15 protein-coding genes and 2 pseudogenes are annotated in these 24,198 nt (G+C 72.3%); 5 read left to right on the top strand and 12 right to left on the bottom strand.

From position 1 onward, the window contains the following. The first annotated feature begins 27 nt into the window (after window positions 1-27). Together K1J60_RS38745 and K1J60_RS38740 are read left to right on the top strand one after the other, a co-directional pair. Window positions 28-1,524 carry an FAD-binding protein gene (locus K1J60_RS38745; RefSeq protein ID WP_220650285.1) on the top strand — a complete coding sequence of 499 codons (1,497 nt, stop codon included), beginning with the start codon at window positions 28-30 and terminating at the stop codon, window positions 1,522-1,524. Between the two features lie 202 nt (window positions 1,525-1,726). Next, entirely contained in the window at window positions 1,727-2,980 is a 1,254-nt protein-coding gene (locus tag K1J60_RS38740; protein ID WP_220650284.1) for a PP2C family protein-serine/threonine phosphatase, read from the top strand. A gap of 51 nt (window positions 2,981-3,031) precedes the next feature. Here K1J60_RS38740 and K1J60_RS38735 read toward each other — a convergent pair whose 3' ends face one another. The 6 genes and pseudogenes from K1J60_RS38735 to K1J60_RS38710 form a co-directional block, all read right to left on the bottom strand. Next, a complete protein-coding gene (locus tag K1J60_RS38735; RefSeq protein WP_220651894.1) occupies window positions 3,032-4,201 on the bottom strand; it encodes a substrate-binding domain-containing protein in 1,170 nt (389 codons plus the stop codon). Between the two features lie 194 nt (window positions 4,202-4,395). Continuing rightward, window positions 4,396-5,394, bottom strand: a complete 999-nt coding sequence (locus tag K1J60_RS38730) for an ABC transporter permease (RefSeq protein WP_220651893.1) — start codon at window positions 5,392-5,394, stop codon at window positions 4,396-4,398. 130 nt (window positions 5,395-5,524) lie between these two features. Next, the gene (locus K1J60_RS38725; RefSeq protein ID WP_220650283.1) at window positions 5,525-7,144 is read right to left on the bottom strand and encodes a sugar ABC transporter ATP-binding protein; all 1,620 of its coding nucleotides are present in this window, start codon (window positions 7,142-7,144) and stop codon (window positions 5,525-5,527) included. Window positions 7,145-7,304: 160 nt separating this feature from the next. Next, window positions 7,305-10,310: a SpoIIE family protein phosphatase gene (locus K1J60_RS38720; protein WP_220650282.1), complete on the bottom strand. Its 3,006-nt coding sequence runs from the start codon at window positions 10,308-10,310 to the stop codon at window positions 7,305-7,307. A 163-nt stretch (window positions 10,311-10,473) separates the two neighbouring features. Beyond that, the gene (locus K1J60_RS38715) at window positions 10,474-11,397 is read right to left on the bottom strand and encodes a cyclase family protein (RefSeq protein ID WP_220650281.1); all 924 of its coding nucleotides are present in this window, start codon (window positions 11,395-11,397) and stop codon (window positions 10,474-10,476) included. 260 nt (window positions 11,398-11,657) lie between these two features. Beyond that, window positions 11,658-12,177 (bottom strand): annotated as a pseudogene (locus tag K1J60_RS38710) (MarR family winged helix-turn-helix transcriptional regulator); the annotation flags it as partial. A 41-nt stretch (window positions 12,178-12,218) separates the two neighbouring features. Here K1J60_RS38710 and K1J60_RS38705 point away from each other — a divergent pair. Continuing rightward, window positions 12,219-15,329, top strand: coding sequence for a beta-N-acetylglucosaminidase domain-containing protein (locus tag K1J60_RS38705; protein WP_220650280.1), 3,111 nt, complete (start codon window positions 12,219-12,221; stop codon window positions 15,327-15,329). Window positions 15,330-15,455: 126 nt separating this feature from the next. On the opposite strand, the gene K1J60_RS38700 is transcribed toward K1J60_RS38705, so the two are convergent. The 5 genes and pseudogenes from K1J60_RS38700 to K1J60_RS38680 all read right to left on the bottom strand — a co-directional run bounded on the left by K1J60_RS38700 (window position 15,456) and on the right by K1J60_RS38680 (window position 19,321). Next, window positions 15,456-15,812 (bottom strand): hypothetical protein, encoded by a 357-nt coding sequence (locus tag K1J60_RS38700; RefSeq protein WP_220650279.1) that lies wholly within the window; start codon window positions 15,810-15,812, stop codon window positions 15,456-15,458. A 217-nt stretch (window positions 15,813-16,029) separates the two neighbouring features. Next, window positions 16,030-16,326 (bottom strand): annotated as a pseudogene (locus K1J60_RS46355) (class I SAM-dependent methyltransferase); the annotation flags it as partial. Between the two features lie 333 nt (window positions 16,327-16,659). Continuing rightward, a complete protein-coding gene (locus K1J60_RS38690; protein WP_220650278.1) occupies window positions 16,660-17,247 on the bottom strand; it encodes a TetR/AcrR family transcriptional regulator in 588 nt (195 codons plus the stop codon). Window positions 17,248-17,393: 146 nt separating this feature from the next. Then, window positions 17,394-17,879, bottom strand: a complete 486-nt coding sequence (locus tag K1J60_RS38685) for an SRPBCC family protein (RefSeq protein ID WP_220650277.1) — start codon at window positions 17,877-17,879, stop codon at window positions 17,394-17,396. A 35-nt stretch (window positions 17,880-17,914) separates the two neighbouring features. After that, entirely contained in the window at window positions 17,915-19,321 is a 1,407-nt protein-coding gene (locus K1J60_RS38680) for a flavin monoamine oxidase family protein (RefSeq protein WP_220650276.1), read from the bottom strand. A gap of 342 nt (window positions 19,322-19,663) precedes the next feature. On the opposite strand from K1J60_RS38680, the gene K1J60_RS38675 reads away from it, so the two are divergent. Further along, window positions 19,664-21,862 carry an MMPL family transporter gene (locus tag K1J60_RS38675; RefSeq protein ID WP_220650275.1) on the top strand — a complete coding sequence of 733 codons (2,199 nt, stop codon included), beginning with the start codon at window positions 19,664-19,666 and terminating at the stop codon, window positions 21,860-21,862. A 385-nt stretch (window positions 21,863-22,247) separates the two neighbouring features. Here K1J60_RS38675 and K1J60_RS38670 read toward each other — a convergent pair whose 3' ends face one another. Then, entirely contained in the window at window positions 22,248-23,036 is a 789-nt protein-coding gene (locus K1J60_RS38670) for a sugar isomerase domain-containing protein (protein WP_220650274.1), read from the bottom strand. A 170-nt stretch (window positions 23,037-23,206) separates the two neighbouring features. On the opposite strand from K1J60_RS38670, the gene K1J60_RS38665 reads away from it, so the two are divergent. Then, window positions 23,207-24,091, top strand: a complete 885-nt coding sequence (locus K1J60_RS38665) for a MurR/RpiR family transcriptional regulator (protein ID WP_220650273.1) — start codon at window positions 23,207-23,209, stop codon at window positions 24,089-24,091. Window positions 24,092-24,198 lie beyond the last annotated feature (107 nt).

Below are 24,198 nucleotides of genomic sequence, written 5' to 3'. Positions count from 1 at the left end.
CGCCGCGTCGACACCACGGAGGCTGTCATGACAGAAAGACAGAGCGGTCCCGTCGGCAGACGGCAGTTCCTGGCCCGGTTCGGAGCCGGGACCCTGGCGCTCGTGGCCGGTTTCGATCTGCTCACCCGGCAGTGGGTGACCGAGGCCGCGGCAGCGGACAGCACGTCCTTCGCCACGGCCCCGTCCCTCGACGGGACGCTCGTGTTCGACGCGGAGTCGCTCGCGGCGAACGCGCACGACCAGGGCAACATCGTGTTCCGGACACCCTGCGCGGTGCTGCGTCCGGGGTCGGTGCAGGACATCGGCAAGATGGTCGGCTTCTGCGCCGAACACGGCATCGAGGTCGCCCCGGCCGGTGCCCACCACGCGATGTTCGGCCAACCGCTCGTGAGCGGTGGCCTGGTCGTCGAGATGCGGTCACTGGACACGATCCACTCGATCGGCACGGCCGGCGCCGATGTCGACGCCGGTGTGCTGTGGAAGGACCTGATCGAGGCGGCGTACGAGGAGGGCCTCACTCCGGCGTCGATCACCAGCTACACCAGGACGACGGTCGGCGGGACCCTCTCCATGGGCGGGATCGGGATGATGTCGTCCTACCGGGTCGGCGCCCAGGTCGACCACGCCCGGCGGCTCCAAGTCGTCACCGGCGAGGGCCGGGCGAGGTGGTGCTCCGGCTCGCAGAACAGCGACCTGTTCGAGGCGGCACTCGCCGGACTCGGGCAGTGCGGCGTCATCACCCGGGCCACCGTCGATCTGGTGCCGGCCAAGCAGCTGGCCCGCACCTACCGGATCGGCTACCCGGACATCCCGACGTTCTTCCAGGACATCCGCGTCCTGGCGAACCGGGGCGAGTTCGACTCGCTCGGCAGCATTCCGCAGCCCGGCACGGCACAGCCCCTGGTCCTGTGGGCCACCGTCTTCCACAACCCCGGCGACACCCCCGACGGGTCCCGTCTGCTGCGCGGGCTCAGCCCCGCCGCGGCCTCCGCCGCCTTCGAGGACTACACCTACCTCGACTACATGTCCCTGGTCACCGACATGTACGACGCGTTCGCGGCGAACCTGGACTGGGACGGGAAGGTCAAGCCCTGGTCGGATCTGTTCCTGCCGGACGGCGCCGTCGAGCAGTACGTCGAGTCGGTGTTCCCGTCGCTGACCTCCGAGGACCTGGGCCCGACCGGGTTCGGCCTCGTCTTCCCGATGCTGCGCGCGAGCTACGGCCGACCACTGCTGCGGCTGCCCGACGAGACGAGCGGCCCCTGGGTCTGGCTGGTCAGCGTGCTCACCGACGCGGCCCGGTCCGGCCCCGACCCCGAGTTCGCGTCACGGATGACGGACCGCAACTACCGCTTCTACCAGGAGGCGGCGGCCGTCGGCGGGGTGCGCTACCCCCACGGCGCGTGCCGGTTCACGGAGGCCGACTGGCGGGCGCACTACGGCTCGATGTGGCAGAAGTTCACGGCATGGAAGAGCCGCTACGACCCGTCCGGCGTCCTGACTCCCGGCCCGGGCATCTTCTGACCGGTCGGATCCGGCCTGGTCCGCAGCCCTCGGGGGAGGACGGACCAGGCCCGTTCGCAGGACGGCACCACTCTTTCGTGGGACACCCGCCTGGCGGATCGGGAAGGTTCCGGCACCTGTGCCGCGGACTGTCGGGTCCCGCGGTCGGTTCGCGCCTATCGTGGATAGACACACCGACGCTCGGCGCCAAGGCAGGCTGGACATGAGGGAACCGCATATCGACTATGCGGAGGTCTTCCGGGCCCTGCCCGGCATGGTGGCGCTGCTCACGCCCGATCTCGTGTACGCCGACGCCAACGACGACTTCCTGCGGCTGGCCGGACGCAGCCGCGAACAGTTGCTCGGGCGCTACATCTTCGACGTCTTCCCCGAGAACCCGAACGAACCGGCCGCGGCCGGTATGCGGGAGACGGAGGCGTCGATGCTGCGCACGGTGGCCACCGGGGAGCGCGACACGATGGCGCTGCTCCGCTACGACATCGAGGACCCGCAGCGGCCCGGCCTCTGGCAGGAGCACTACTGGAGCCCGGTCAACGCCCCCGTCCTGGGCCCCGACGGCAAGGTCGACCTGATCGTGCACCGGGTGGAAGAGGTCACCGAACTCATCCGCGCCCGGGGAGATGCCGACGGGGAGGCTCGGGGCGGTGCGGGCGAGGACAGCCGGGCCCGGGTGCTGGAGGCCGAGCTGTACACCCGCGCCCGGGAACTGCAGGAGGTCAACGAACGCCTGCGCACGGCGCACGCCCATGAGCGCGAGGTGGCCCTGGCGCTGCAGGCGGCGATGCTGCCCTCCCCCGGCCCCACCGGGTCGCACGACGCGGCCGTGCGCTACCGGCCGGCCATCGGCGCGCTGAACGTGTGCGGCGACTGGTACGACCTGGTCGGGCTGGACGGCGAGGGCCTCGCGGTGGCCGTCGGCGACGTCGTCGGCCACGGTCTGGCGGCCGCCTGTGCCATGGGGCAGTTGCGCAGCGCCCTGAGCGGGGCCACGCGCGTCGCCGACGGTCCGGCCGAGGCCCTGGAGGCCCTCGACCGCTACGCCCGCTCCGTCGACGGCGCCGAGTCGACCACCGTCGTCACGACCTTCATCGACTGGGACGCCCGCACCATCACCTACAGCAGCGCGGGCCACCCGCCGCCCGCGCTGGCGCACCCCGACGGCACCGTCACCTTCCTCGACGGCGCCACCGACCCGCCGCTCGCCGCCCGACCCGTCCAGGTCCCGCGGCCGCAGGCCCGCACGCCCTTCGTCGAGGGCTCCCTCCTGGTCCTGTACACGGACGGGTTGATCGAGCGCCGTACCGAGAGCATCGACACCGGCCTGGAACGCCTCGCCGAGTCCCTGGCCCATCACCGCGACCTCGACCCCGAGACCCTGGCCGACGCCCTGCTGGCCGATCTGCTGCCGCCCGCCGGCAACACCGACGACACCGCGCTGATCGTCCTGCGGCTGTGACCGGCGGGACGCCCCGGCCCGCCCGGGGCGGCCTGATGGATCTCGGCGGCGTCACCTGCCCCAGATCTTCCGGTACCCCTCCCGGTAGCCCGACGGGTTCCAGCTCGTGGCGCCGTCACTGTTGTCGGCCGTGGCGATGTGGACGGGCGCCACATAGCCGCTGGCGGGGCTGCCGGAGAAGGCGCGGTTGAACTCGTCGACGATCTGCCAGCCCTGGAGGGTGAGCGGCTCGGGCACGGTGGCCGCCTGGTACTGGTCGCTGTCGACGCGCTGGAAGGCGGAGGGGTCGCCGTCCCCGGCCCCGATGTTGAACGGCGGGCCCGAGCCGTCCTTGCCGGCGGCGCGGAAGGCGGGGGCGGCGTCGGCGAAGTACAGGTCGTTGATGGCGATCGAGTGGGTCCACCGGTCCTGGAAGCGGGAGAGCAGCGAGGAGACCTCGCGGGGCGTACGGCTGCTCGCGTCGGAGATCGGGATGTTCACGTACGCCAGGAGATCCACGCCCGCGCAGGTGGCGAGTTCGTCCCTGATCAGCTCGGACTTGTTCTTGGCGAAGGGGATCGAGGCGTCGGTGAGGATCACGGCCCCGGCGTCGCCGTTCGAGGTGGAGATGACCCATCGGGCGCTGATCCTCGCCACGTCCTCGACCTGGGTGGTGATGTTGGTGAAGAGAGCGGGGCGCCGACTGGGGCCGGGAGCGGCGACCGCGTGCCAACCGATGAGCGGGATGCCGGCCTGCTCGGCCTGTGCGATCTGCTGCGCGGTCGAGTTGGGGTCGAAGCCGCCGATGACGATGCCCGAGGGGCGGAGCGTCACGGCCTCGCTCATCGCGGCCTGGATGCCGGCGGGCGTGCCCCCGCCGTCGATCACCCGCAGGTTCCAGCCGATGACCCGCGCGGCTTCCCGTACTCCCTCGGCGGCGCCCGCCACTCCGGGGTTGGTCATGGTCTGGGCGACGTAGACGAGGGATCTGCCGGTCACGGCTCTGGGCCCGGTGGTCGGGCCGTTCCAGGCGACGTCGTCGCGCTCCGCCCTGCTGACGGCGGCCTCGGCCCTGGCCTGCGCCGCGGGGCAGCCGCTCGTGCCCGTGGCCGAGGACTCCGGGTCACTGGACGATCCGCGTTCGCAGCCGGCGAGTACGACGGTGGCCGCCGCGGTCAGCAGGGCGGTCGCCGCGTAGCGGACCCGTACCCCGCCGGAGCGGGCCTTGCGGTGGTGGTGCACGAGGACTCCTTGCGGAGGGACGAGCGGGGAAGGCTGCCGGACGGAAGCCGCGGCCGAGGTGGTCGTGACCGGTGGCTGCGGCCCGAGGGTCCACGGTCGGAGAGGAGCGGACGCGGAGGCGCCGCCGAGAGCGGCGGCCGCGCGGGCGACAGGAGGCCGGCGGCCGGGGCGGGCGGCCGGGTGGGGCGTCCCGCTCACGGTCCTCGGTCCTTCGGATCGCCGTCCGGAGGCGGTGCGGGCGGCGCGTCCGGTGTCGCGGCGGGCGCGGCGCGGCTCGCGAAGACGCCGGTGCGCATCCGGCGGCGGGCGGCGTACCCGGCCAGGCCGACGGCGAGGAGGAGGGTGCCGCCGTGGAACAGGGGCACCGTCCAGAAGTCGGCCCCCATCTGGCCGATGCCGGTGAGGCCGACGGCGAGGACGGCGACGGCGACGAGGGTGCCCAGGGCGTTGGGGCGGCCCGGTCGGATGGCGGTGGAGCCGAGGAGGGCTCCGACGAAGGCGGGCAACAGGTAGTCGAGGCCGACGCTCGGATTGCCGATCTGCTGCTGGGCCGCGAGCAGTACCCCCGCGAAGCCGACGATCAGGCCGGACGTGGCGAAGGCACAGACGGTGTAGGTACGCACGGGGATGCCGACGAGGTCGGCGGCGCGGGGGTTCGACCCGACGACGTACAGGTACCGCCCGATGGGCAGCCGCTCCAGCACCAGCCAGAGGGCGACCGTGAGGGCCAGCACGTAGAAGGCGGGGACCGGAAGACCGAGGAAGGTGGAGGTGTAGAGGTCGGTGAAGGCGGGCGGCAGGCCCTGGGGGCCCGGGACGATCCGGCCGCCGTCGGTGATCCAGCCGGTGACGGCGTACATCATGCTGCCGGTGCCGAGGGTGGCGATGAAGGAGTCGATCCGGCCGAACTCCACGATGACGCCGTTGGCGACGCCCACGACCGCCCCTCCGACGATCACGGCGAGGCAGGCGAGCGGCCACGGCCAGCCGGCCTCGACGATGAGGTGCAGCACCAACACGTGCGCCAGTCCGAGGCCGTAGCCGATGGAGAGGTCGAACGCGCCGGTCACGATCGGGACCATGGCGGCGAGCGCGAGGACGGCGGGGATCGACTGGGTGGAGAGGATCGCGTCGAGGGTGTCCAGGGTGGGGAAGGTGCGCGGCAGGGTCAGGGAGAAGACCAGGACGAGCAGGACGGTGAGGCCGAGGAGGCCGTAGGCGCCGACGAGGTGCCCGCCGGAGCCGCCGGGACCGCCTCGGGCGCCGCGCCGGTGCGGCGGGCGCGGGCGACGCGGGCGCGGCGCGGACGCGGGGGCCGGGCCGTCACGGGTGCGTCGCGGTGCCGGAGGGGGGCATGGCCGAGGCCGCCCGGGTCAGGCCCGCGACCGTGAGCGCCGGGCCGCTCAGCTCGGCCGTCACCGCTCCCCGGACGAAGACCAGGGCGCGCCCGCACACGCCCGCCACCTCCTCGAAGTCGGTGGAGATGAGGAGGACCGCGAGGCCCGCGGACCGTGCCTCGTCCAGGAGGCGGTGGATCGCGGCCTTGGCACCGACGTCGACGCTCGCCGTCGGTTCCTCCAGGATCAGCAGACGCAGTCCGGTCCGGAGCCAGCGGCCGATCAGGACCTTCTGCTGGTTTCCGCCGGACAGGGTGGCGATGGTCGCCTCGCCGTCACGGGGCCGCACCGAGAACCGTTCGGTCAGGGCGGCGGCCACGGCACGTTCCCGGCGGGGGGCGATCCAGCGTGGTGGGGGCCCGTCGCCCGCACGGGGGTTGGCCAGGAGGTTCTCCCGTACGGTCAGTTCGGGGAGGCAGCCTTCCCGCTGCCGGTCGCCGGGGACGAGGGCGACACGGCGGGCGACGGCGTCGGTGACGCTGCGGGGTCGGTAGGGGCGTCCGTCGAGCAGGACCCGTCCGCCGAGGAGGGGGCGGGCCCCCGCGAGGGCGCGGCCGAGGTCCATGTGTCCGGCGCCCGAGAGCCCGACCAGACCGAGGGCCTCGCCGGCACGCAGCTCCAGGTCGACCGGTCCGGTACCGGATGTCCGTACGCCGTCGAGGGCGAGCACCGCCGGGGCGGCGAACGGTGCCGGGGCGGGACCGGGTGCCGGGGCGGCGGGCGGTGCGGAAGCCACGGGCGGTGCGGGGGCGGTGGGGGGTGCGGGGGCGGGCCGCGGGCCCGCCGGTTCTTCACCGGTGATGTCGCGCACCAGGCGCAGGGGGCTGTGGCCCGCTGTCGAGCCCTGGCTGACGAGACGGCCGTCGCGCAGGACGGCGAAGGTGTCGGCGACCTCGTACACCTCGTCGAGGCGGTGGCTGACGTAGAGGATGCCGTGGCCCCGGTCGCGCAGGGTGCGCAGGACGTGGAAGAGGCGGGCGCAGTCCGCGGCGGGGAGGCGGGCGGTCGGCTCGTCGAGCACGATGAGCCCCGCTCGGGTGGCCAGTGCTCGGGCGATGGCGACCAGCGACCGTTCGGCGGGGGCGAGGCGGGCGACCGGAGCGTCGGGATCCAGGTGGCCGCCGACGAGCGCCAGGGCCTCGGTGCAGCGGTCCCGGGTCCGCCGCCAGGAGATCAGTCCGGCACGGCGCGCGTACCCGGTGCTCAGGGCGATGTTCTCCGCGACCGTCATCCACTCCACGAGTCCGAGGTCCTGGTGGATGAAGGACATGCGGTGGGAGGCGGCGTGGCTGCCCAGCGGGTGCCCGTCCACGGTGATCCGGCCCGAGTCGGCGTGGTGGACACCGGCGAGGATCTTGATGAGTGTCGACTTTCCGGCTCCGTTGGGACCGAGGAGCGCGAGCACGCCGCCCGCGTGGACGTCGAGGTCGACCCCGGCGAGTGCGAGGGTTCCGCCGAAACGTTTCGTGAGGCCGCGGACACGCACCAGCGGCTCCGCCCCGCTGGGCGGGGCCGGCTGCGCAGAGGTGTCGTGAGCGTCGTGCACGGACAGCTCCGGGGGTCGGCCTGGCGATTCTTCCCGACTTCGGCTTGCGCCAGCGATGCTAACCGCCCATTTCGCTTTATTCGCGCCTTTCGCCTCATTGGCGACATGTGGTCACGGTCGCCGACCCCAACGGGTCAGAGGGTGGGCCGCCGTGCTCGCCTCAGCCCTCGTCGAGCCCGCACTCGGCCCAGATGACCTTGCCCTCTGCGGTGTAGCGCGTGCCCCAGCTCTGCGAGAGCTGGGCGACGAGGAACAGGCCGCGCCCGCCCTCGTCGGTGGTGGCCGCCCGGCGCAGGTGCGGTGCGGTGCTGCTGGTGTCGGCGACCTCGCAGATCAGGGAGCGGTCACGGAGCAGCCGTACCCGGATGGGCCCGGCGCCGTGGCGGATCGCGTTGGTGATCAGCTCGCTGAGCACCAGTTCGGCGGCGAACGCGGCCTCGTCGAGCCCCCAGTCGGCCAGTTGCCGGAGGGCTCCGGCGCGGACCTCGCTGACGCGGGCCGGGTCGGCGGGCAGCTCCCAGGTGGCGACGCTGCGCGGGTCGAAGGCGTGGGTGCGGGCGACGAGCAGGGCGATGTCGTCACCGGGGTGGGGGGACGCGACGCTCTCCAGGACCAGCCGGCAGGTCTCCTCCGGGGTGTGCTCGGGGTGGGCCAGGGCCGCGCGCAACTGGTCGAGCACCACGTCGACGTCGCGTTCGCGGTCCTCGATGAGGCCGTCGGTGTAGAGGACCAGGGTGCTGCCCTCGGGCAGATGGACGTCGACTGCTTCGAAGGGCAGGCCGCCGAGGCCGAGCGGGGGCCCCGCGGGCAGTTCGGGGAAGGACACGGTGCCGTCGGGCTGGACCAGAGCGGGCGGCGGGTGGCCGGCGCGGGCCAGGGTGCACTGCTGCGAGGTCGGGTCGTAGACGGCGTACAGACAGGTCGCGCCGATGATGCCACCGCCGCCGGAGACGGGGTCCTCGCGATCCAGCCGTCCCACGAGGTTGTCGAGGTGGGTGAGGACTTCGTCGGGCGGGAAGTCGAGTTCGGCGAAGCTGCGGGCGGCCGTACGGACGCGGCCCATGGTGGCGGCGGACAGCAGGCCGTGGCCGACGACGTCGCCGACGAAGAGGCCGATCCTGGTCCCGGAGAGCGGGATGACGTCGTACCAGTCGCCGCCGACGTCGGATTCGGCGGGCAGATACCGGTGGGCGACCTCCACGGAGTCCCGGTCGGGGAGTCCTTGCGGGAGCAGGCTGCGCTGCAGGGCGAGGACCATGGTGCGTTCGCGGGTGTAGCGCCGGGCGTTGTCGATGGACAGGGCGGCGCGGGTGGCGAGTTCCTGCGCCAGTGAGCGGTCGTCGTCCCCGAAGGGGGTGGGGTCCTGGGCACGGTAGAAGGCGGCGACGCCCAGGACGACCCCTCGGGCGACCAGGGGCACCGCGATGAGGGAGTGGACGTGGCCCAGCAGCCGCTCGGTGTGCTCGGGGTCCTGCGCGAGCCAGCCCGCGGCCGTCTTCAGGTCCGGTTCCAGCACGGCCTCGCGGCTGGTCAGACAGCGCAGCTGCGGGACGGTCGGGCCGTAGTCGACCTGCTTGCCGACCGGGCTGAAGGGGAGGTCGTCGCGGATGCCGTGGACCACCGTGCGCCGCAGGTCGCTCCGGGGGTCCGTGGCCTCCTCGCCCCGCAGCACGGGCTCGGCCAGATCGATGGTGACGAAGTCGGCGAGGCGCGGGACCGCCGTCTCGGCGAGCTCCTGGGCGGTGCGGCGCACGTCCAGGGTGGTGCCGATCCGGGCGCTGGCCTCGGACAGCAGCTCCAGCCGGCGGCGCGCGGCCAGGGCGTAACCGCCGACGTGGGGCTCCCCCACCATCAGAAGACCCCTCTCCGGCGCCGGGGAGCCGGAACGGCCGCCCGGGAGGCCGTCGGCCGCAGGCGGAACGACGGGGGCGGGCGAAGGACTGTCGGCGCTGGGCGAGCCGTCGGCGCCGGCGGTTTCCGCCGGGGCGGCGGTGGCGCGGCTCCCGGCGGTGACGCCGTCGACGCCCGTCCCGGTCCTGCCGGGGGGTGTGGCTTCGCGCGGGTGGCCGGGGGCCGGCACGGCGGAGAGCGGGCCGGAGGCCTCGGCGAGGGGGGCGTTCCGGACGCGGTGGATCGTCGAGGGGTCGAGGGGCGCGAAGGGAGCGACGGGGCTCGCGGACCCGGCGGTGAGGCTCAGCACCGGCTCGCCCCGGCGCGGGACGGTCAAGGCCTCGGGCCGGGAGGAGTCGTGCAGGACGGCCTCGACGGCGACGCCCTCCACCCCGGAGGCACTGGTCATCGGGCGGCTCACGAGCGTGACGTGGCGGCCGTCCGTGAGGTACACCTCGACAGCTGCCCGCTGCGCGCGCGAGATCAGCTCGGCGGCCTTCTCCAGGAGGGTCGCCCGGTCGACGGGGCGCAGCCCGAGGGCCAGTTCGTCGACGCCGATGGTGCGGAGCGGGCCCGCGCCGGCCTCGTCCCCCGCGTCCAGATACGCCCGCAGCAGGGAGCGCTCGCGTGCGGAGCTCTGCCCGAGGAGCCGCCGCTCGATGGCCGCGGCGGCCTTGCGGATCACGGTGGAGAGTGCCGGGTTCTCGAAGCCGCGCGGATATCCGAAGCACAGGACGCCCTCGATCCGGCCGCTGAGCGGGTCGCGGACGGGGAGCGCGCGGCAGGCGCTGCCCTGGGAGCGCTCGGCGAAGTGCTCGGCACCGTAGACCCGGATGAGCCGCCGTTCCGCCAGGGCCAGACCGATGCCGTTGGTGCCGGCGAACCGCTCGGCGAACACGAATCCCGGCACGGTCTGGATGTCGGGGAGCGCTCTGGCCAGGGACGCCTCGCCGAAGCGGCGCAGCAGTACCGTGCCGTTCGCGTCGGCGACGGAGATGTTCATGGCGCTGCCGGCGAACCTGGACTCCAGCCGGTCCAGCACCGGCGCGGCGGCACGGGCGACCCGGTCGTCGGGGTCGAAGTCGTCCCGGAAGGGAGGGTCGGAGCGGTCCGGCGAGAGCCCCAGGGAGCGGCAACGTCGCCAGGAGTCGAGGATCGAGGCGCGCACGCCCGACTCCAGCGGCTCGCCCTGCAGGAACCGCTCACGGAAAAGGGTGGGGCCCGTGCCGTCTGTCGCACGCCCCGTGGGTATCGGCTCGCCGTCGGACCGCACCACGCTGGCCTCACTCGCGCCCTGGACAATCCGCTTATCGGAAATATCTGGCATTGACGAGGATACGGGCATCAGCAACACGAGTCACGGTTCACGGTCTCCTCACCCGCGGTGACCGGGCGGGGCGGTGTCGTGTCGGTCCGGTGGACGAGCGTCGGGGTCGGCCTCACAGGACGGCGACCGGGTTGACGGGCGAACCGGTGCCGCCCGGGACGTTCAGCGGGGCCACGACGAGCAGGAACTCATACCGCCCCGCCTCGGCGGTCGCGCCGGCGAGCGCCTCCAGGTCCAGGTTGTCCAGCAGCGGCACCCCCATCGCGGCCACCGCCAGGGCGTGCACCGGCGAGTGCACGCCCTCCACGGGCGACGGCCGCACATCGCTGTCCCCGTCTCCGCCGAGCAGCGCGACGCCCCGCTCGGCCAGCAGGGGTACGGCGTCCACATGGAACCCCGCGCTCGCCGTAGCGGGGTCCCAGGCGCCGAGTTCCGCGCGCCGGCGGACGTGTCCGGAGCGCAGCAGCACCGCGTCGCCCTCGCCGATCGTCACGCCGAGCGCCTCCTCCGCGGCGCGGACGTCCCCGGCGCGCACGGGATGACCCGGCTCCAGCCAGGGGACGCCGAGCACGGCGGGGAGGTCCAGGAGGACCCCTCTGGTGACGAGGGGCCCGAGCGCCGCCACCGCCCCGAACCGGGCACCCGCGGCATCGACGTTCTCGCGGGCCGGCCTGCCGTCGTAGAGCAGTCCCGCGTAGGCGATGTGGCTCAGGGCGTCGAGGTGGGTGACGCCCTTGCCGTGGTAGTCGGCGGCGATGAAGTCCTTGTGGGTCGTGGGCTCGGGGCCCTCCACGTCCCCGAGGTCGGTCATGTGGTGCAGGGCGGGCTTCCGGTTGTCGGGGCCCGAGCGGGTGTTCCAGGGCAGGGCCATCGGGACGACCACGCCGGACCGCACCACTCCCACGGCACGCCGCACGTGGTCCCCGGTCACCCGGTTCCACGCGCCACGATCGGCCCGGTCCCAGCGCCCCCAGGTGCGGACCGCTTCGAAGAGTGCGTCGAACTCCTCACGGGAGACGGTGGGCCGCGCGCTCATACGTCCTCGCTGCTCGGGTCGACACCAGGCGGGGAGGGCGCGGGACGGCGCCCCGTAAGCACCTTATGGCCGTATCACGCGCCGGAGCGATCGGGCTGTGCGAGGAGAACTCGCTCGGGTGGCGCAGGGACAGAAGGGCGGGCAGCGCCACGACGGAGGAGCGGGGCCGCGCCACCACGGCCTACCGGGCGCCCCGTCGTCGCTCGGGGGTTGCCGGGGCGGCGCCGGGTGTCTCGGATCCCTCCGCCCGCGCCGGTGCCGGCCCAGCCGAGCGGGTACGGCTCCGCGTCGTCCGTCGCCGGGGCCACGGGTTCCCCGCCCGCCGCGTTGAAAGCGGCGGGCGCGGCGACGAGCGCCGCCCGTCGCCTCGGGGCGAGACGCTCGACGACCGCGGCGAGTTCGGCGCGTCGCCGGGCCGTGACCTCCTCGACGGCACGTCGGCCCTCGTCGGTGAGCCGGAGCAGGGTCTCGCGACCGTTGTCGGGGGTGGTCTGCCGGTCGGCGAGCCCGGCGGCGATCAGCCGGTCGACCATGCGCATCGCGGTGGACGGGGCGACCTGCGAGCTGATCGGCGAGGACGACGAGCTTCGTGGCGCCTCGTACGGACAGCACCACCGGCATCCGGAACCGCGGCAGCGTCACCCGCTCCTCGACGGCGGCGAGTGACCGTGCGGAGATCGCGACCGACAGCCGCGACGCGGTGAGCACCGCGCGCGTCACCTCATCGACGTCGTCCGCGCCGCCTGCCGGACCATCGCTGGCGCCTTGGACAACGCCCAGGCCCTATTGAATGCTTGATTCAGCAGCCCTAGCCTCTTTCGATGGCTTCAATCACCTCTTTCCTCCCACGCTCCCTGCGCCTCCCGTGGGCGCTGTTGCTGGCCCTGAGCCTGAGCCTCCCCTCGCTGCCGTCGGCTGCCGCCGCCGCACCGTCCGCCCCCAAGACCCCGTCGGTGCCCGAGGTCTGGCCGACACCCCGCCAGATCGAGGGCGACGGACGTCGGTTCCCCGTTCCCGACCGGGTGGTGGAGGTCGTCGGGCCCGGCACCGACCCCTCCGCGCGCCGCGTCGTCGAGGCAGCGTTGCGGGCCGCCGGGGCCGACCGGATCGTCACCGTGCCGGCCGGGAAGCGCCCGCCGCCCGCAGGACTCACCGTCTACGTCGGCGGTCCCGGCGAGAACCCGGCGACCGCGGGCGCGTTGCGGCGGCTCGGCGTCGGATCCCCGGCCGGACTGCCCGCCGAGGGGTACGTCCTGGCCTCCGGCCGCGGCTCCGGCCGTACCCTGCTGGCGCTCTCCGGCACCGACACCACCGGCACGTTCTACGCCGCCCAGACCCTGCGCCAGCTCCTCACCGGCGGACACCTGCCCGAGGTGACCGTCCGCGACTGGCCCACGGCCGCGCTGCGCGGTGTCATCGAGGGTTTCTACGGCACCCCGTGGTCCCACGCCGAACGGCTGAGCCAACTCGACTTCTACGGCCGCACCAAGCAGAACGTGTACGTGTACTCCCCCAAGGACGACCCGTACCTGCGGGAACGGTGGCGCGACGAGTACCCGGCCGACCGGCTCGCCCAGCTGCGCGCACTCGTCGAGCGGGCCACCGCGAACCACGTCCGCTTCACCTACGCCCTCTCGCCCGGACTGTCGGTCTGCTACTCCTCGGACGGTGACATCACCTCCCTGGTCCGCAAGTTCGCCTCGCTGTACGACATCGGGGTGCGGTCCTTCGCGATCCCGCTGGACGACATCAGCTACACCAAGTGGAACTGCGCGGCGGACGAGGAGCGTTTCGGCAGCGGCGGCGGGGCCGCCGGCGCGGCTCAGGCGCATCTGCTGAACCGGGTGTGGGAGGAGTTCTCCGCCGGCCGCCCCGGGCTCGATCCGCTGGAGATGGTCCCCACCGAGTACTCGGACCTCGCGGACACCCCGTACAAGAAGGCGCTGCGCGAGCGGTTGGACCCGGACGTGGTCGTGGAGTGGACCGGTGTCGGGGTGATCGCGCCGACGATCACCGCCGCGCAGCTGCGGCAGGCCCGTGAGGTCTACGGGCATCCGATCCTGGTCTGGGACAACTACCCGGTCAACGACTACGTCACCAGCCGTCTCCTGCTCGGCCCCTACACGGGCCGGGAGGCCGGTGTGGCGCGGGAGTCCGTCGGTGTCACCGCCAACCCGATGGTGCAGGCCGAGGCGAGCAGGCTCGCGCTGTTCACGTCGGCGGCCTACCTGTGGAACGCGGACGCGTACGATCCCCGGGCCGCCTTCCTCGCCTCCGTCCGGGACCTGGCGGGGCCGGGCGCGGCCCCATGGCTGCGGATCTTCGCCGAGAACAGCTACTCCTCCCAGCTCGACGCCACCGAGGCTCCCACGCTGAGCAAGCTCCTCGCCGCCTTCCACGAGGCGTACGAGGAGGACAGCGGCCTCGACGGGGCGGCGGGCGCGCTGCGGTCGTACTTCACGGACATGGCCGCCACGCCCGCACGGTTGCGCGCGCGGCTCGCCAACCCCGGGTTCCTCAAGGAGACTTCGCCCTGGCTGGACAAGCTCGGCTCCTACGGCACCGCCGGGCTGACCGCCGTCGACCTGCTGCTGGCCGGCAGGCGGGGCGACGCCGACGCGGTGTCGACGTACTGGAACCGGCTGCGGAGCGAGCGCAAGGCGCTGGACGCGATACCGCAGCAGGTGTCGCCGGGGGTGATGGACCAGTTCCTGTACCAGGCGATGCTCCGGCACGCGCCCGACCCCGGCGTCGACGCCTCCTTCGTCCCGGGTTCGCTCTCCTTGGAGCCGGGAACCTCCCAGGCGGTGGTTCTTCGGTTCTCCTCCACCGCGGAGGCGCGGACGGTCACCTGGAAGCTCGACGTGCCGGACGGGGTGACCGCCTCGCCCGTCGAGGGAACCGTGTCCGTCACAGCCGGGGGCAGTGCCTCGGCCGACGTCACCTTCACCGGGGTCACCGAGGGAGTCCACTCCGTCGTGGTGTCCGGCTCGGGCGTCCTGGACCGGGCGATCCCGGTCCAGGTGACCGACGGGGAGGGGTCGTCGAGGGCTCTGACGGCCAACTTCAGCGGGGCGTCGGTCAGTTCCATCGATCTGTCGTCCGGGACGAGCACGGACATCGCCGTGGGCGCCAACCCCGGTGAAGTGGTCGTGAGCGCCGACGGCCGGACCGCCTACGCCGCGAACCAGGGCTCGAACTCGGTCAGCGTCATCGACGTGGCGCGCGGCGAGGTCACCGCCACCGTGGGAGTGGGCCGTGTTCCCGCCGGGCTCGCCCTCACCCCGGACGGCGGCACGCTGTGGGTCGCCAACTACACGGACGGCACGGTGCAGCCGGTGGACACGGGCACGCTCGAGGCGGGCGCGACCGTCGCGGTCGGGTCGGGGCCGGAGAACATGGCGATCACCCCGGACGGGCGGACGCTGTACGTGGCGAACATCCACGACAACAGCGTCTCGCCGGTCGACCTGGGTACCCGGAAGGCCGGGGCCCCGATCCCTGTCGGCCCTCGCCCCTTCAACGTCGTCGCCGCGCCGGACGGGAAGACGGTGTACGTCTCCAACTCCGGCGGGTCGACGGTCACTCCGATCGACACCGCGACCAACGACACCGAACCGACACTGCTCGTCTCGGGTCAGGCGTACGGGCTCGCGCTGTCACCGGACGGCCGGACCCTGTGGGTGAGCCCCAGCACCGGGGACTACGTCACGCCGATCGACACGGTGGCGGGTGCCCCCGGCAGGCAGATCACCGTCGGCAGGTCCGCGTTCGACGTCGCCTTGGACTGGAACGGGTCCACGGCGTATGTCACGACCGCCGACGCCGGCGAACTGGTGCCGATCGCGACGGCGACCGGCACGGTCGGTGCGGCGCTGAAGACAGCGGCGTACCCGCTGGCGGCGGCGGTGACACCCGTGCCGGTGCCATAGACGGAGACGGATCAGGGGTTCTCCCGCAGGAACCGCCCGATCTCCACCGGGACCTCGCTGTGGTCGACGAACCTGGCAAAGGCGTTGCGTCCCTCGGGCGTCAGGACCAGCCGATTGAGTCGCCCGTCAGGCGCCGAGATGAGATTGCACCGCTCCATCTCGGCAATGAACTGGCGGGCGAACGGCACGTTGCGCTGCGCGACTCCGCGCTGTTCGACGCCTTGGCGCTGCCTCGGACTGGATTCCTTCATCTTGGGTGCAGATCTTCTCGACAATGAAGAAGTACGGGTGGTGCTGCAGAACGTAGTAACTCCCCACCTCGTCGGACTGAGCACCGTGGTGGTTCAGGTACCCGAGATCCTTTGCCTCGGTCAGCATCTCGGCCACCGCGGAATCCCCCGTGGTGACGACGATGGTGGAGTCGCGGAAGATCTGGCAGAAGTCCGCACCTGCGGCCTTGGCCCGGGTCAGGTCGATGTGCACTGGGTGTCGGCGTAGTTGACGCTGAGGACGCCGCCGGTCTCGTTCTTCACCGCCGAGATCTCCGTGGAGCTCATGTCGAAGCCCTTGAGATCGGTAACGATGGCGTCGTACTGCGTGACAGCCAGGCGTTCCACAGTGCCGTCAACTGTCCTTCGACGTCCCTCTTGCTCTGGGTGGCTGCGAAGAGCCGCATCGCCTCGGAAATCGGGAAGTACACATCCTGCACCCTGATCTCCACCAGGTGCTCAAGCCCCGCCGCGGCAACACGCTCGCGCGCGAATGCCGCCTGCTCGACCGAGATGGTGCCCCCTACGACCTGTACGCCGTAGCGTGCGGCCGCATGCATGGCCGGCAAGCCCCAGCCGCAGCCCACGTCCAGCAGCCGCTGCCCCTCGCGCAGGGCGCGCTTGCAGCAGACCAGGTCGAGTTTGGCCTCCTGGGCCTGCTCCAGAGTGCCGCCGGAGCCGGAGGACTTCTCCCCCTGCCAGTAGGCACAGGAGTAGACGAGCGAGGGGCACTTCGAGGTCTCCGGCCACAGACGCCGCAGGGCGTCAGGGGCGCGCAGGACGAAGGCCGGCCCGTTCCTCGGGACCGGCCGTGGCGTCCCAGAGGCGGATTCCCACGGGCAGGGGGAGACCCAGCACCTGTTCACTGGGACGGGCCAGAACTGCTGCGGCTGCCTCGGCCATGAGAATCGGACGTTGATCGAAACCTTGAAGCGGTCTGCTCCCTGCGTCCGGCCGCCCATCCAGGCGACCCGCGGCTCCCCACGCCGGCCGCTGCGCCGGCCGTGATCGCCCCGCTGGGGACGGAGGCCGCGGTGGGGCGTCGTGATCGCCGAGCGACCTCAGGCCATGGCCAGGACGGCCGAGACCAAGGACCGCAGGCAGACGCGCTCGGCTTCCTCGTCCGGCAGGGAGAGGTGCTGCATCGTCAGTCCGTCGAAGCCGGCCAGGAAGAACCTCGCGATCGTCTCAGCGGGCTGGCCGAGCCGGTGACCGGTGCGTTCGGCGGCCTGCTCGACCAGCTTCGTCGTCACCGCCAGGACCTCGCTGTAGTGGCTCTGAAGAGCCTCCTTCAGGTGTGGCGTACGCAGGGCGAACATGCTCAGCTCGGTGAGCAGTTGGTGCGAGGCGGGCTGTTCGAGCACGGTACGCCAGAGTGCTTCGGCGAGCGTGACGATGGTTTCCTCGAAGCTCGCGTCCGTGGGCGCGGCCCGCGTCACCTGGTCGCTGAGGTCGCGGGTGAGCTGTTCCATGACGGCCCGGTACAGCTCCTCCTTCGTGCCGAAGGTGTAGTGCACGGTCGCCTGTGCCACGCCGAGCTCGGCGGCGATGGCGCGGGTGCTGCCGGCGGCGACGCCCTCCCTGGCCATGAGGCCGATGGCCGCCTTGATCAGTTGGGGGCGGCGCTCCGCCGCGGATACATGAGCCATGACGCGATCCTATCCGACTCAGTCTGTCGAACAGGTCGCTCGACAAATCAGCGGTACGTGATGATGGCCGCTCCTGGGCCGGCGGCCGGTCGGCCGGGCGGGCCGGCCGGGCGGACCGGCCGCCGGCTCAGAGCGTTCGCCGCCTGTCAGAGAGCGGTCCTCGACGCCTCGGAACGGAGCAGGGTGTTGAGGTTGGCCATGGAGGTGCGCATGCCGGCGCGCATCGCGGGCTGCTGTATGGAGTCGAGGAGCAGGCCCAGCGGGCCGAGGCCGATGGTGTACTCGACCTGGTAGAGCATCTCCGTCGCCTCCCGGCCGTCGGCGCTCTGGACCGGGCGGAACTCGAAGATGTTGGTGACGTCCTGGAGTGGGGCGAATCCGGTGCCGGTGTCGACGCGGCGCTTGAAGGGCTCGATCTCCCTGACGGTCCAGATCGAGTCGGTCTTGAGCGGGCCGAGGGTGCGGTTGCGCTCGGAGTAGGTCTTGCCGACGGTGGCGACGCCGTGGTGATCGGTGACCTCGATGGCTCCGGCGACCCACTCGGCGTACCGGTCGGTGCGGGAGATGACGTCCCAGACCCGCCCGAGGGGGGCGTCGATGACGGCGGTCTCGGCGACGACGAAACGGTTCATGGCAGGGTTCCCTTGCTTGTCGGTACTTCTTGCGCTCAGTTCTGGTGGAGGAGTTCGGTGGCGGTGTGCTTGCCGGAGCGGACCGCGCCGTCCATGTAGCCGTTCCAGTAGGGGGAGAACTCGGCGCCCGCCCAGTGCACGCGGCCGTGGGGGCGGCCCATCCACTGGCCGAAGTCGGTGAGCACGCCGGGGGCTGCGACGGAGGTGGGGCCGCCCTGGGTCCACTGCTCGGCGGTCCAGTCCTGCTCGACGTAGTCGACGGTGTCGAAGGCGCGGTCCCCGACAACCTGGGCGAAGCAGCGCAGGACGGCGCCTCGGCGCTCGGCGGCCGGGCGGTGGGCCCACTTGCGCCATTCCCTGCCGCCGAGGAAGCCCATCAGGACGCCCGGTCCGCCGTCGGGCGGGGTGTTGTCGAACATCTCGCGGATGGGGGAGCCGCCGCGCAGCAGGCCCATGCCGGAGAGCCCGTCCTCCCGCCAGAACGGCTTGTCGTAGACGGCTACACACTTCATGAGGGTGCCGAACGGCAGCCGCTGGAAGAGCTGGTCCTGCTGGGCCGGCAGCAGCGGGTCCCACACGATCCGCGAGGCCACCAGCGGCGGTACGGCGACGATCACTCGGTCGGCCCGCCAGTCACCGGCGTCGGAGACCACGGTGACACCGGTGGAGTCCTGGCTGACGCGTCGCACCGGCGCCGACAGGTGGACGCGGCCGTCGAGTTCTTCGGCGAGGCGCTGGGCGACGAGCTGTGAGCCGCCGACGAAGCGGCTGTCCTGGGCGCCTCCGGTGGTGCCGGTGCCGCGCTCCATGGTGCCGGGGTTGGCCTCGTTGCCGAACGTCGAGACGTACCAGAGGCTGAACAGGGCGGAGGCGTCGCGGGCCTCGCCGCCGTAGGCGGAGTTCAGGAACAGGTTGATCATGTCGACGGCGTCGCCGGTGATCTCGGCCTTGCGCAGCCAGGTCTCGTAGGTCATGCCGTCCAGTTCACGGGCGTTCGGGGCCTTCCAGGGGGCGGCCGGGTCCACCGTGGCCGCAGCCTGGCCGATGCGGGCCAGGGCGATCCCCATGTCCGGCAGCGCGAACAGGTCCGGAGGGGTGTGCCCCGTGAACCGCTTGGCCTTGCCGTCGCGCACGTAGACGGTCTCGCCGGGGACGGCGGCCTGGTAGGTGGCCACGCCGACCTCCTTGGCCAGCGCCAGGATGTGGTCCTGGGTGGGGCCCACGAACTGCCCGCCGATCTCGGTCACTTGACCGTCGCCGAGGTCGTGGTTGAGCAGCCGGCCGCCGACCCGGCCACGGGCCTCCAGCACGGCCACGGACTTGCCCGCCGCGACGAGCTCCCGTGCCGCGGTCAGACCGGCCAGCCCCGCACCGATCACCACCACGTCCGCCCTGGGGGCGTGGTGCGCCGTGGCGATGTCCCTGTTCTGCGTGCTGCTCATGATCACTCCTTGTCCTGGGGTGGTCCCGGCGCTGCGGACGTGCTCGGCGGGGAGAGCGGCGCAGGCCATGACCTGGCTCTTCCCGGGGGCGGTGTGCTCCGGTGGCATCACCATACAGATGACATGGTCGACTGACAATGTCGAGTATTCAAGTTGAGTGATTTGATCGCACGACTTGAGCAACTGATAAAGTCGGTGCTCAAGCAGCTCGGATGCCGCCCACGGCACCGGCATGCCTCATGCCCGTGGCCGCTCGACGGCGCGGGCCGACCCGTTGTGCCGTTCGTCCCGCGTCCGCGACGAGACGTCCGGGAAATCCCTTACCGACCTTGGGAGTTCGCCATGGCAGTCCTGCTCCATCGGCTGGGCCGCAGTGCCTACCGCCATCGCAAGCTGATGCTCGGCATCTGGCTCGTGGTCCTGGCCGCGCTCATCACGTGCGCCGGCGTCTTCGGCGGCAAGCTCGACGACCGCTTCACCGTGCCGGGCACCGAGTCGCAGCGCGCGCTGGACACGCTCGGCAGGACGCTGCCCGAAGCCTCCGGAGCGGGCGCCCAGATCGTCTTCACCGCACCCGAGGGCCACCACATCACCGAGGCCCCGTACAAGGCGGCCATCGCCGGAACCGAGGCGGTGGTCGCCAAGGCGCCCCAGGTCAAGGCCGTCATGGGCCCGGACCTGTCCGGGGCCGTCTCCGCCGACCGGAGCACGGCGATCGTGCAGGTGCAGTACTCGGTGCAGCGGGCCGAGGTACGCCCTTCGTCCCTGGACGTGATCGAACGGGCGGCCGAGGCGGCCGAGAAGAGCGGGCTCAGGACCTCGGTGGGCGGCAGTGCCTACGGCAGCAACGGCGTGCACATAGGCCCGTCCGAGATCATCGGTGTCGCCGTCGCCGTGCTCGTCCTCGTCGTCACCTTCGGCTCCCTGCTCGCCGCGGGCATGTCGCTGCTGCCCGCCCTGCTCGGGGTGGCCGTGGGACTCGCCGGGCTGTTCGCCCTCACTCCGGCGGTCAGCATCTCCTCCACCGCCGTCACGCTCGCGCTGATGCTGGGGCTGGCCGTGGGCATCGACTACATCCTGTTCATCCTGACCCGGCACCGCCAGCAGCTCGCCCGTGGAACCGACCCGCAGGAGTCCATCGCGCTTGCCAACGGCACGGCCGGCAGCGCGGTCGTCTTCGCCGGCAGCACCGTGATCATCGCCCTGGCCGCACTCAGCGTCATCGGCATCCCGTTCCTGACCGTGATGGGTCTCGGTGCCGCCGGAGCCGTCCTCGTCGCGGTCCTGGCCGCGATCACCCTGCTCCCGGCCCTCGCCGGATTCGCGGGCACCCGGTTGACCCCGAAGCCCGGCAGCAAGGAGGCCCGGCGGGCCACCGATCCCGACGGATCCGCCGGCCGGGCGACCCTGGGCGCCCGCTGGGTGAGGACCGTCGTCGCCAAGCCCCTGCTCACCGTCCTGGCTGTCGCCGGCATCCTCGTCGCACTGGCGCTCCCCGTGGCGGACCTGCGCCTTGCCCTGCCGGACAACGCCTCGGCCCCGGTCACCGCTACCGAACGCAAGGCGTACGACACGGTCGACGACAAGTTCGGCCCCGGCTTCAACGGCCCACTCCTGGTGCTGACCGAGACCGACAAGGGGTCGGGGGCGCACGCGGGTGCCCAGGCCGCGCAGCAGCTGCGGGACCTCAAGGGGGTCAAGGCGGTCCTGCCCCCCGTGCCCACACGCGATGCCGCGCAGACCGTCATCCAGGTCATCCCGGAGACCGGTCCCGACAGCGCCCGCACCGACCGGCTCGTCCGCGACATCCGTGCCGCCGCCCCGGACATCCGCGACACAACCGGAGCGACGGTCGCGGTCACCGGCACCACCGCCGTCAACATCGATGTCTCCACCCGCCTCAGCGACTCCCTGCTGCCGTTCATGGCGATCGTCGTCGGCCTGAGCCTGATCCTGCTGACCGTGGTGTTCCGCTCGCTGGTCGTCCCGCTCAAGGCCGCCGTCGGATTCCTGCTGTCGGTGGCGGCCTCGCTCGGCCTGGTCGTCGCCCTGTTCCAGTGGGGCTGGCTGGCGGACACCCTCGGCCTCGCCCACACCGGTCCCGTCGTCAGCTTCCTGCCGATCATCCTGATCGGCGTGCTCTTCGGACTCGCCATGGACTACGAGGTGTTCCTCGTCTCCGGGATGCGGGAGGAGTGGGTGCACACCGGCGTGGCCCGCGGGTCGGTGATCGACGGCGCGCGGCACAGTGTCCGGGTCGTCACCGCCGCCGCCCTGATCATGTTCACCGTCTTCGCCGGGTTCTTCCCGCTCGACGACGCCCTGATCAAGCCCATCGCCTTCGCGCTCGCCGTCGGCGTCGCCATCGACGCCTTCGCCGTCCGCCTGACCCTCGTCCCGGCAGTCCTCGCCCTCGCCGGACGACACACGTGGTGGCTCCCCGCCTGGCTCGACCGCGTCCTGCCCGACCTCGACGTAGAAGGCACACGCCTCCAGAAGGCCCCGCAGGTGCAGCACAAGGAGCCCGAGCGAGCATCCTGAACCGGCTGCGCACCCGGCGGATCCGCCGCCGGCAGGGGCCCTGGCCCGGAGGGAGCGCCACCTCCGGGCCAGGGCCTCGCCTTTGCCGGGGTGCCGTCCCCCAAGGCGCCCCGATCACGGGGATACAGGCTGGCTGGAACACCGTCTCCACCATGGCGAGCAGCACGGCGCGCCCCTCACCGAGCTCGCACCAGCCCCGGGAGAGACGAGGCGTGGTGCCCGACGCCTGCTGCGGGTCAACATCGCCGCCGCCCTCCGCCACACCGCCCGGGACGACCACCGACCCCCTGTCAGCCCTCGGACTCACCTGACGAACCCGGACAGACCACATTCATGCAAAGACCCTGGGATCCGGGGCGGCCCGTGTCGGTGCGCCCGCCCGGGATCAACTGGCGGTACGCCGGATGCGGCCGGCGTACCGCTTCTCCAGTTCCAGATTGCCCTCGAAGCCGCCGGGCACGTTGGCCGAGACGTAGACCGGGGGGCGGTCGCCGGAGGCGAGGAGCTGGGCGGCGGCCTCGGCCACGGTCATCTGGACGAGCATGACGCCGGTGAGGGTGGACAGGGCGCAGACGGCTCCGCCGCCCGGCAGTTCCAGCAGGGCGTCGCCGCGTGGGGCCGCGTTGTCGAGGACGACGTCGGCGAGGTCGGCGAGCTTCTTGCCGCTGGGGTGGGTGGCGGGGACGGAGTGGGTGTGGGCGAGGGAGGTGAGCGCGAGCAGGCGGTGGCCGCGTTCCTTGGCGTGCAGGGCCATCTCGACGATGACGTTGTTGACGCCGGAGTTGGAGACGACGACGAAGAGGTCCTGGGGGCGGGGGGCGGCCAGCTCGTAGAGGCGGACCGCTATGCCGGGCTCGCGTTCGAGCAGCGGGTCGTCGAGGCCGCCGGGGTGGTCGCCGCCGAAGAGGACGAGGTCGGCCATCTGGATCCGGTTGGTGGGCACGAAGCCGCCGGCGCGGCCGGCGAGTTCGAGGACCATGGCCTGGGAGTGGCCGGTGCCGAAGGCCTGGACGACGCCGTCCGCGCGGACGCAGTCGGCGATCAGCGTGGCGGCGTCGCTCACGTCGGCGCGCGCGGACTCGGTGAGACGGTGCAGGACGGCCAGGCCCTCGCGCGCGAAGCGGTCGGCGCTCACCGGCTCGGTCACGGACTCGTTGGCGGACTCGACGGACACCTGAGACTCCCCACTGGTGGATTGAACCACCCCGTTCACACCTATCAGTGAATCACTGAATCACAGGCTCGGCATCAAGGGCAATGGCGCAGTTCACCCCCGGGTGCGGTCGCAAAGACCGGTCCTGGTATTCAGCCGATGGGCCAACGGGTGGCTGGTACCTTCTCTGCATGCCCTCGACCGATGTCACCACCCTGATCCGCACCGAGTTGCCCCGGCTGGCCGGCTCCCTGCGGAAGGTCGGCGAGCTGATCCTGGAGGATCCGGCCGCCGTCACCCACTGCTCGGCCGCGGAGCTGGGCCGGCGCACCGGCACCTCCCAGGCCACCGTGACCCGCTTCTGCCGGGCCATCGGCCTCGACTCCTATCAGCACCTGCTGATCGAGCTGGCCCAGGAGCGCGGCCGGGGCGAGTCCTCCGAGTGGGGCAGCGCCGAGATCGGGCCGGACATCTCCCCCGACGACAGCCTGGAGCGGGTCGTCCAGGTCGTCGGCACCGCCGATCTGCGGGCGATCCAGCAGACCATCGACCGGATCGACCTGGACTCCGTGGAGCGAGCGGCGCAGGCCGTGGCCCGCGCGCGACGCACGGACGTGTACGGCGTCGGCGGCAGCGGCGCGGTCGCCCAGGAGACGGAGACCCGGCTGTTCCGCATCGGCTGCGCGGTGCGCGGCTGGACCGAGGTGCACGCGGCGACCACCTCGGCCGCCCTGCTCACCCCGGCCGACGTGGCGATCGGCATCTCCCACTCCGGCGCCACCCGGGAGGTGATCGAGCCGTTCGAGCTGGCCAGGGAGCGCGGTGCCACCACCATCGCCCTGACCGCCGACCCCCGCTCACCGCTGGCCCGCGCCGCCGACATCCGGCTGATCTCCTCCTCGTCGGAGACCAGCTTCCGCACCGGCAGCATCGGCGCCCGCCACTCCGTGCTGATGCTCATCGACTGCCTCTACGTCCGCGTCGGCCAGCTCTCCTACCAGCGGGCGAGCGCCTCCCTGGCGCTGACCGACCACATCGCGGGGGCACACGCGGTGAAGTCCCGGCGCAGCCGCTGACCGGGGCACGGCGCGGCCGTCACCGGCGAGCACTCTGCATGGATGAATCAACCAATATTCCAATGCATGGTTGATTGAACCACCCCTCGCTGCCAGGATGGGGCTCC

Source organism: Streptomyces akebiae (assembly GCF_019599145.1).
Classification (GTDB): Bacteria; Actinomycetota; Actinomycetes; order Streptomycetales; family Streptomycetaceae; genus Streptomyces; species Streptomyces akebiae.
Note: the sequence above shows the minus strand (reverse complement) of the source record. Positions and strands in the feature narration are given on the sequence as shown.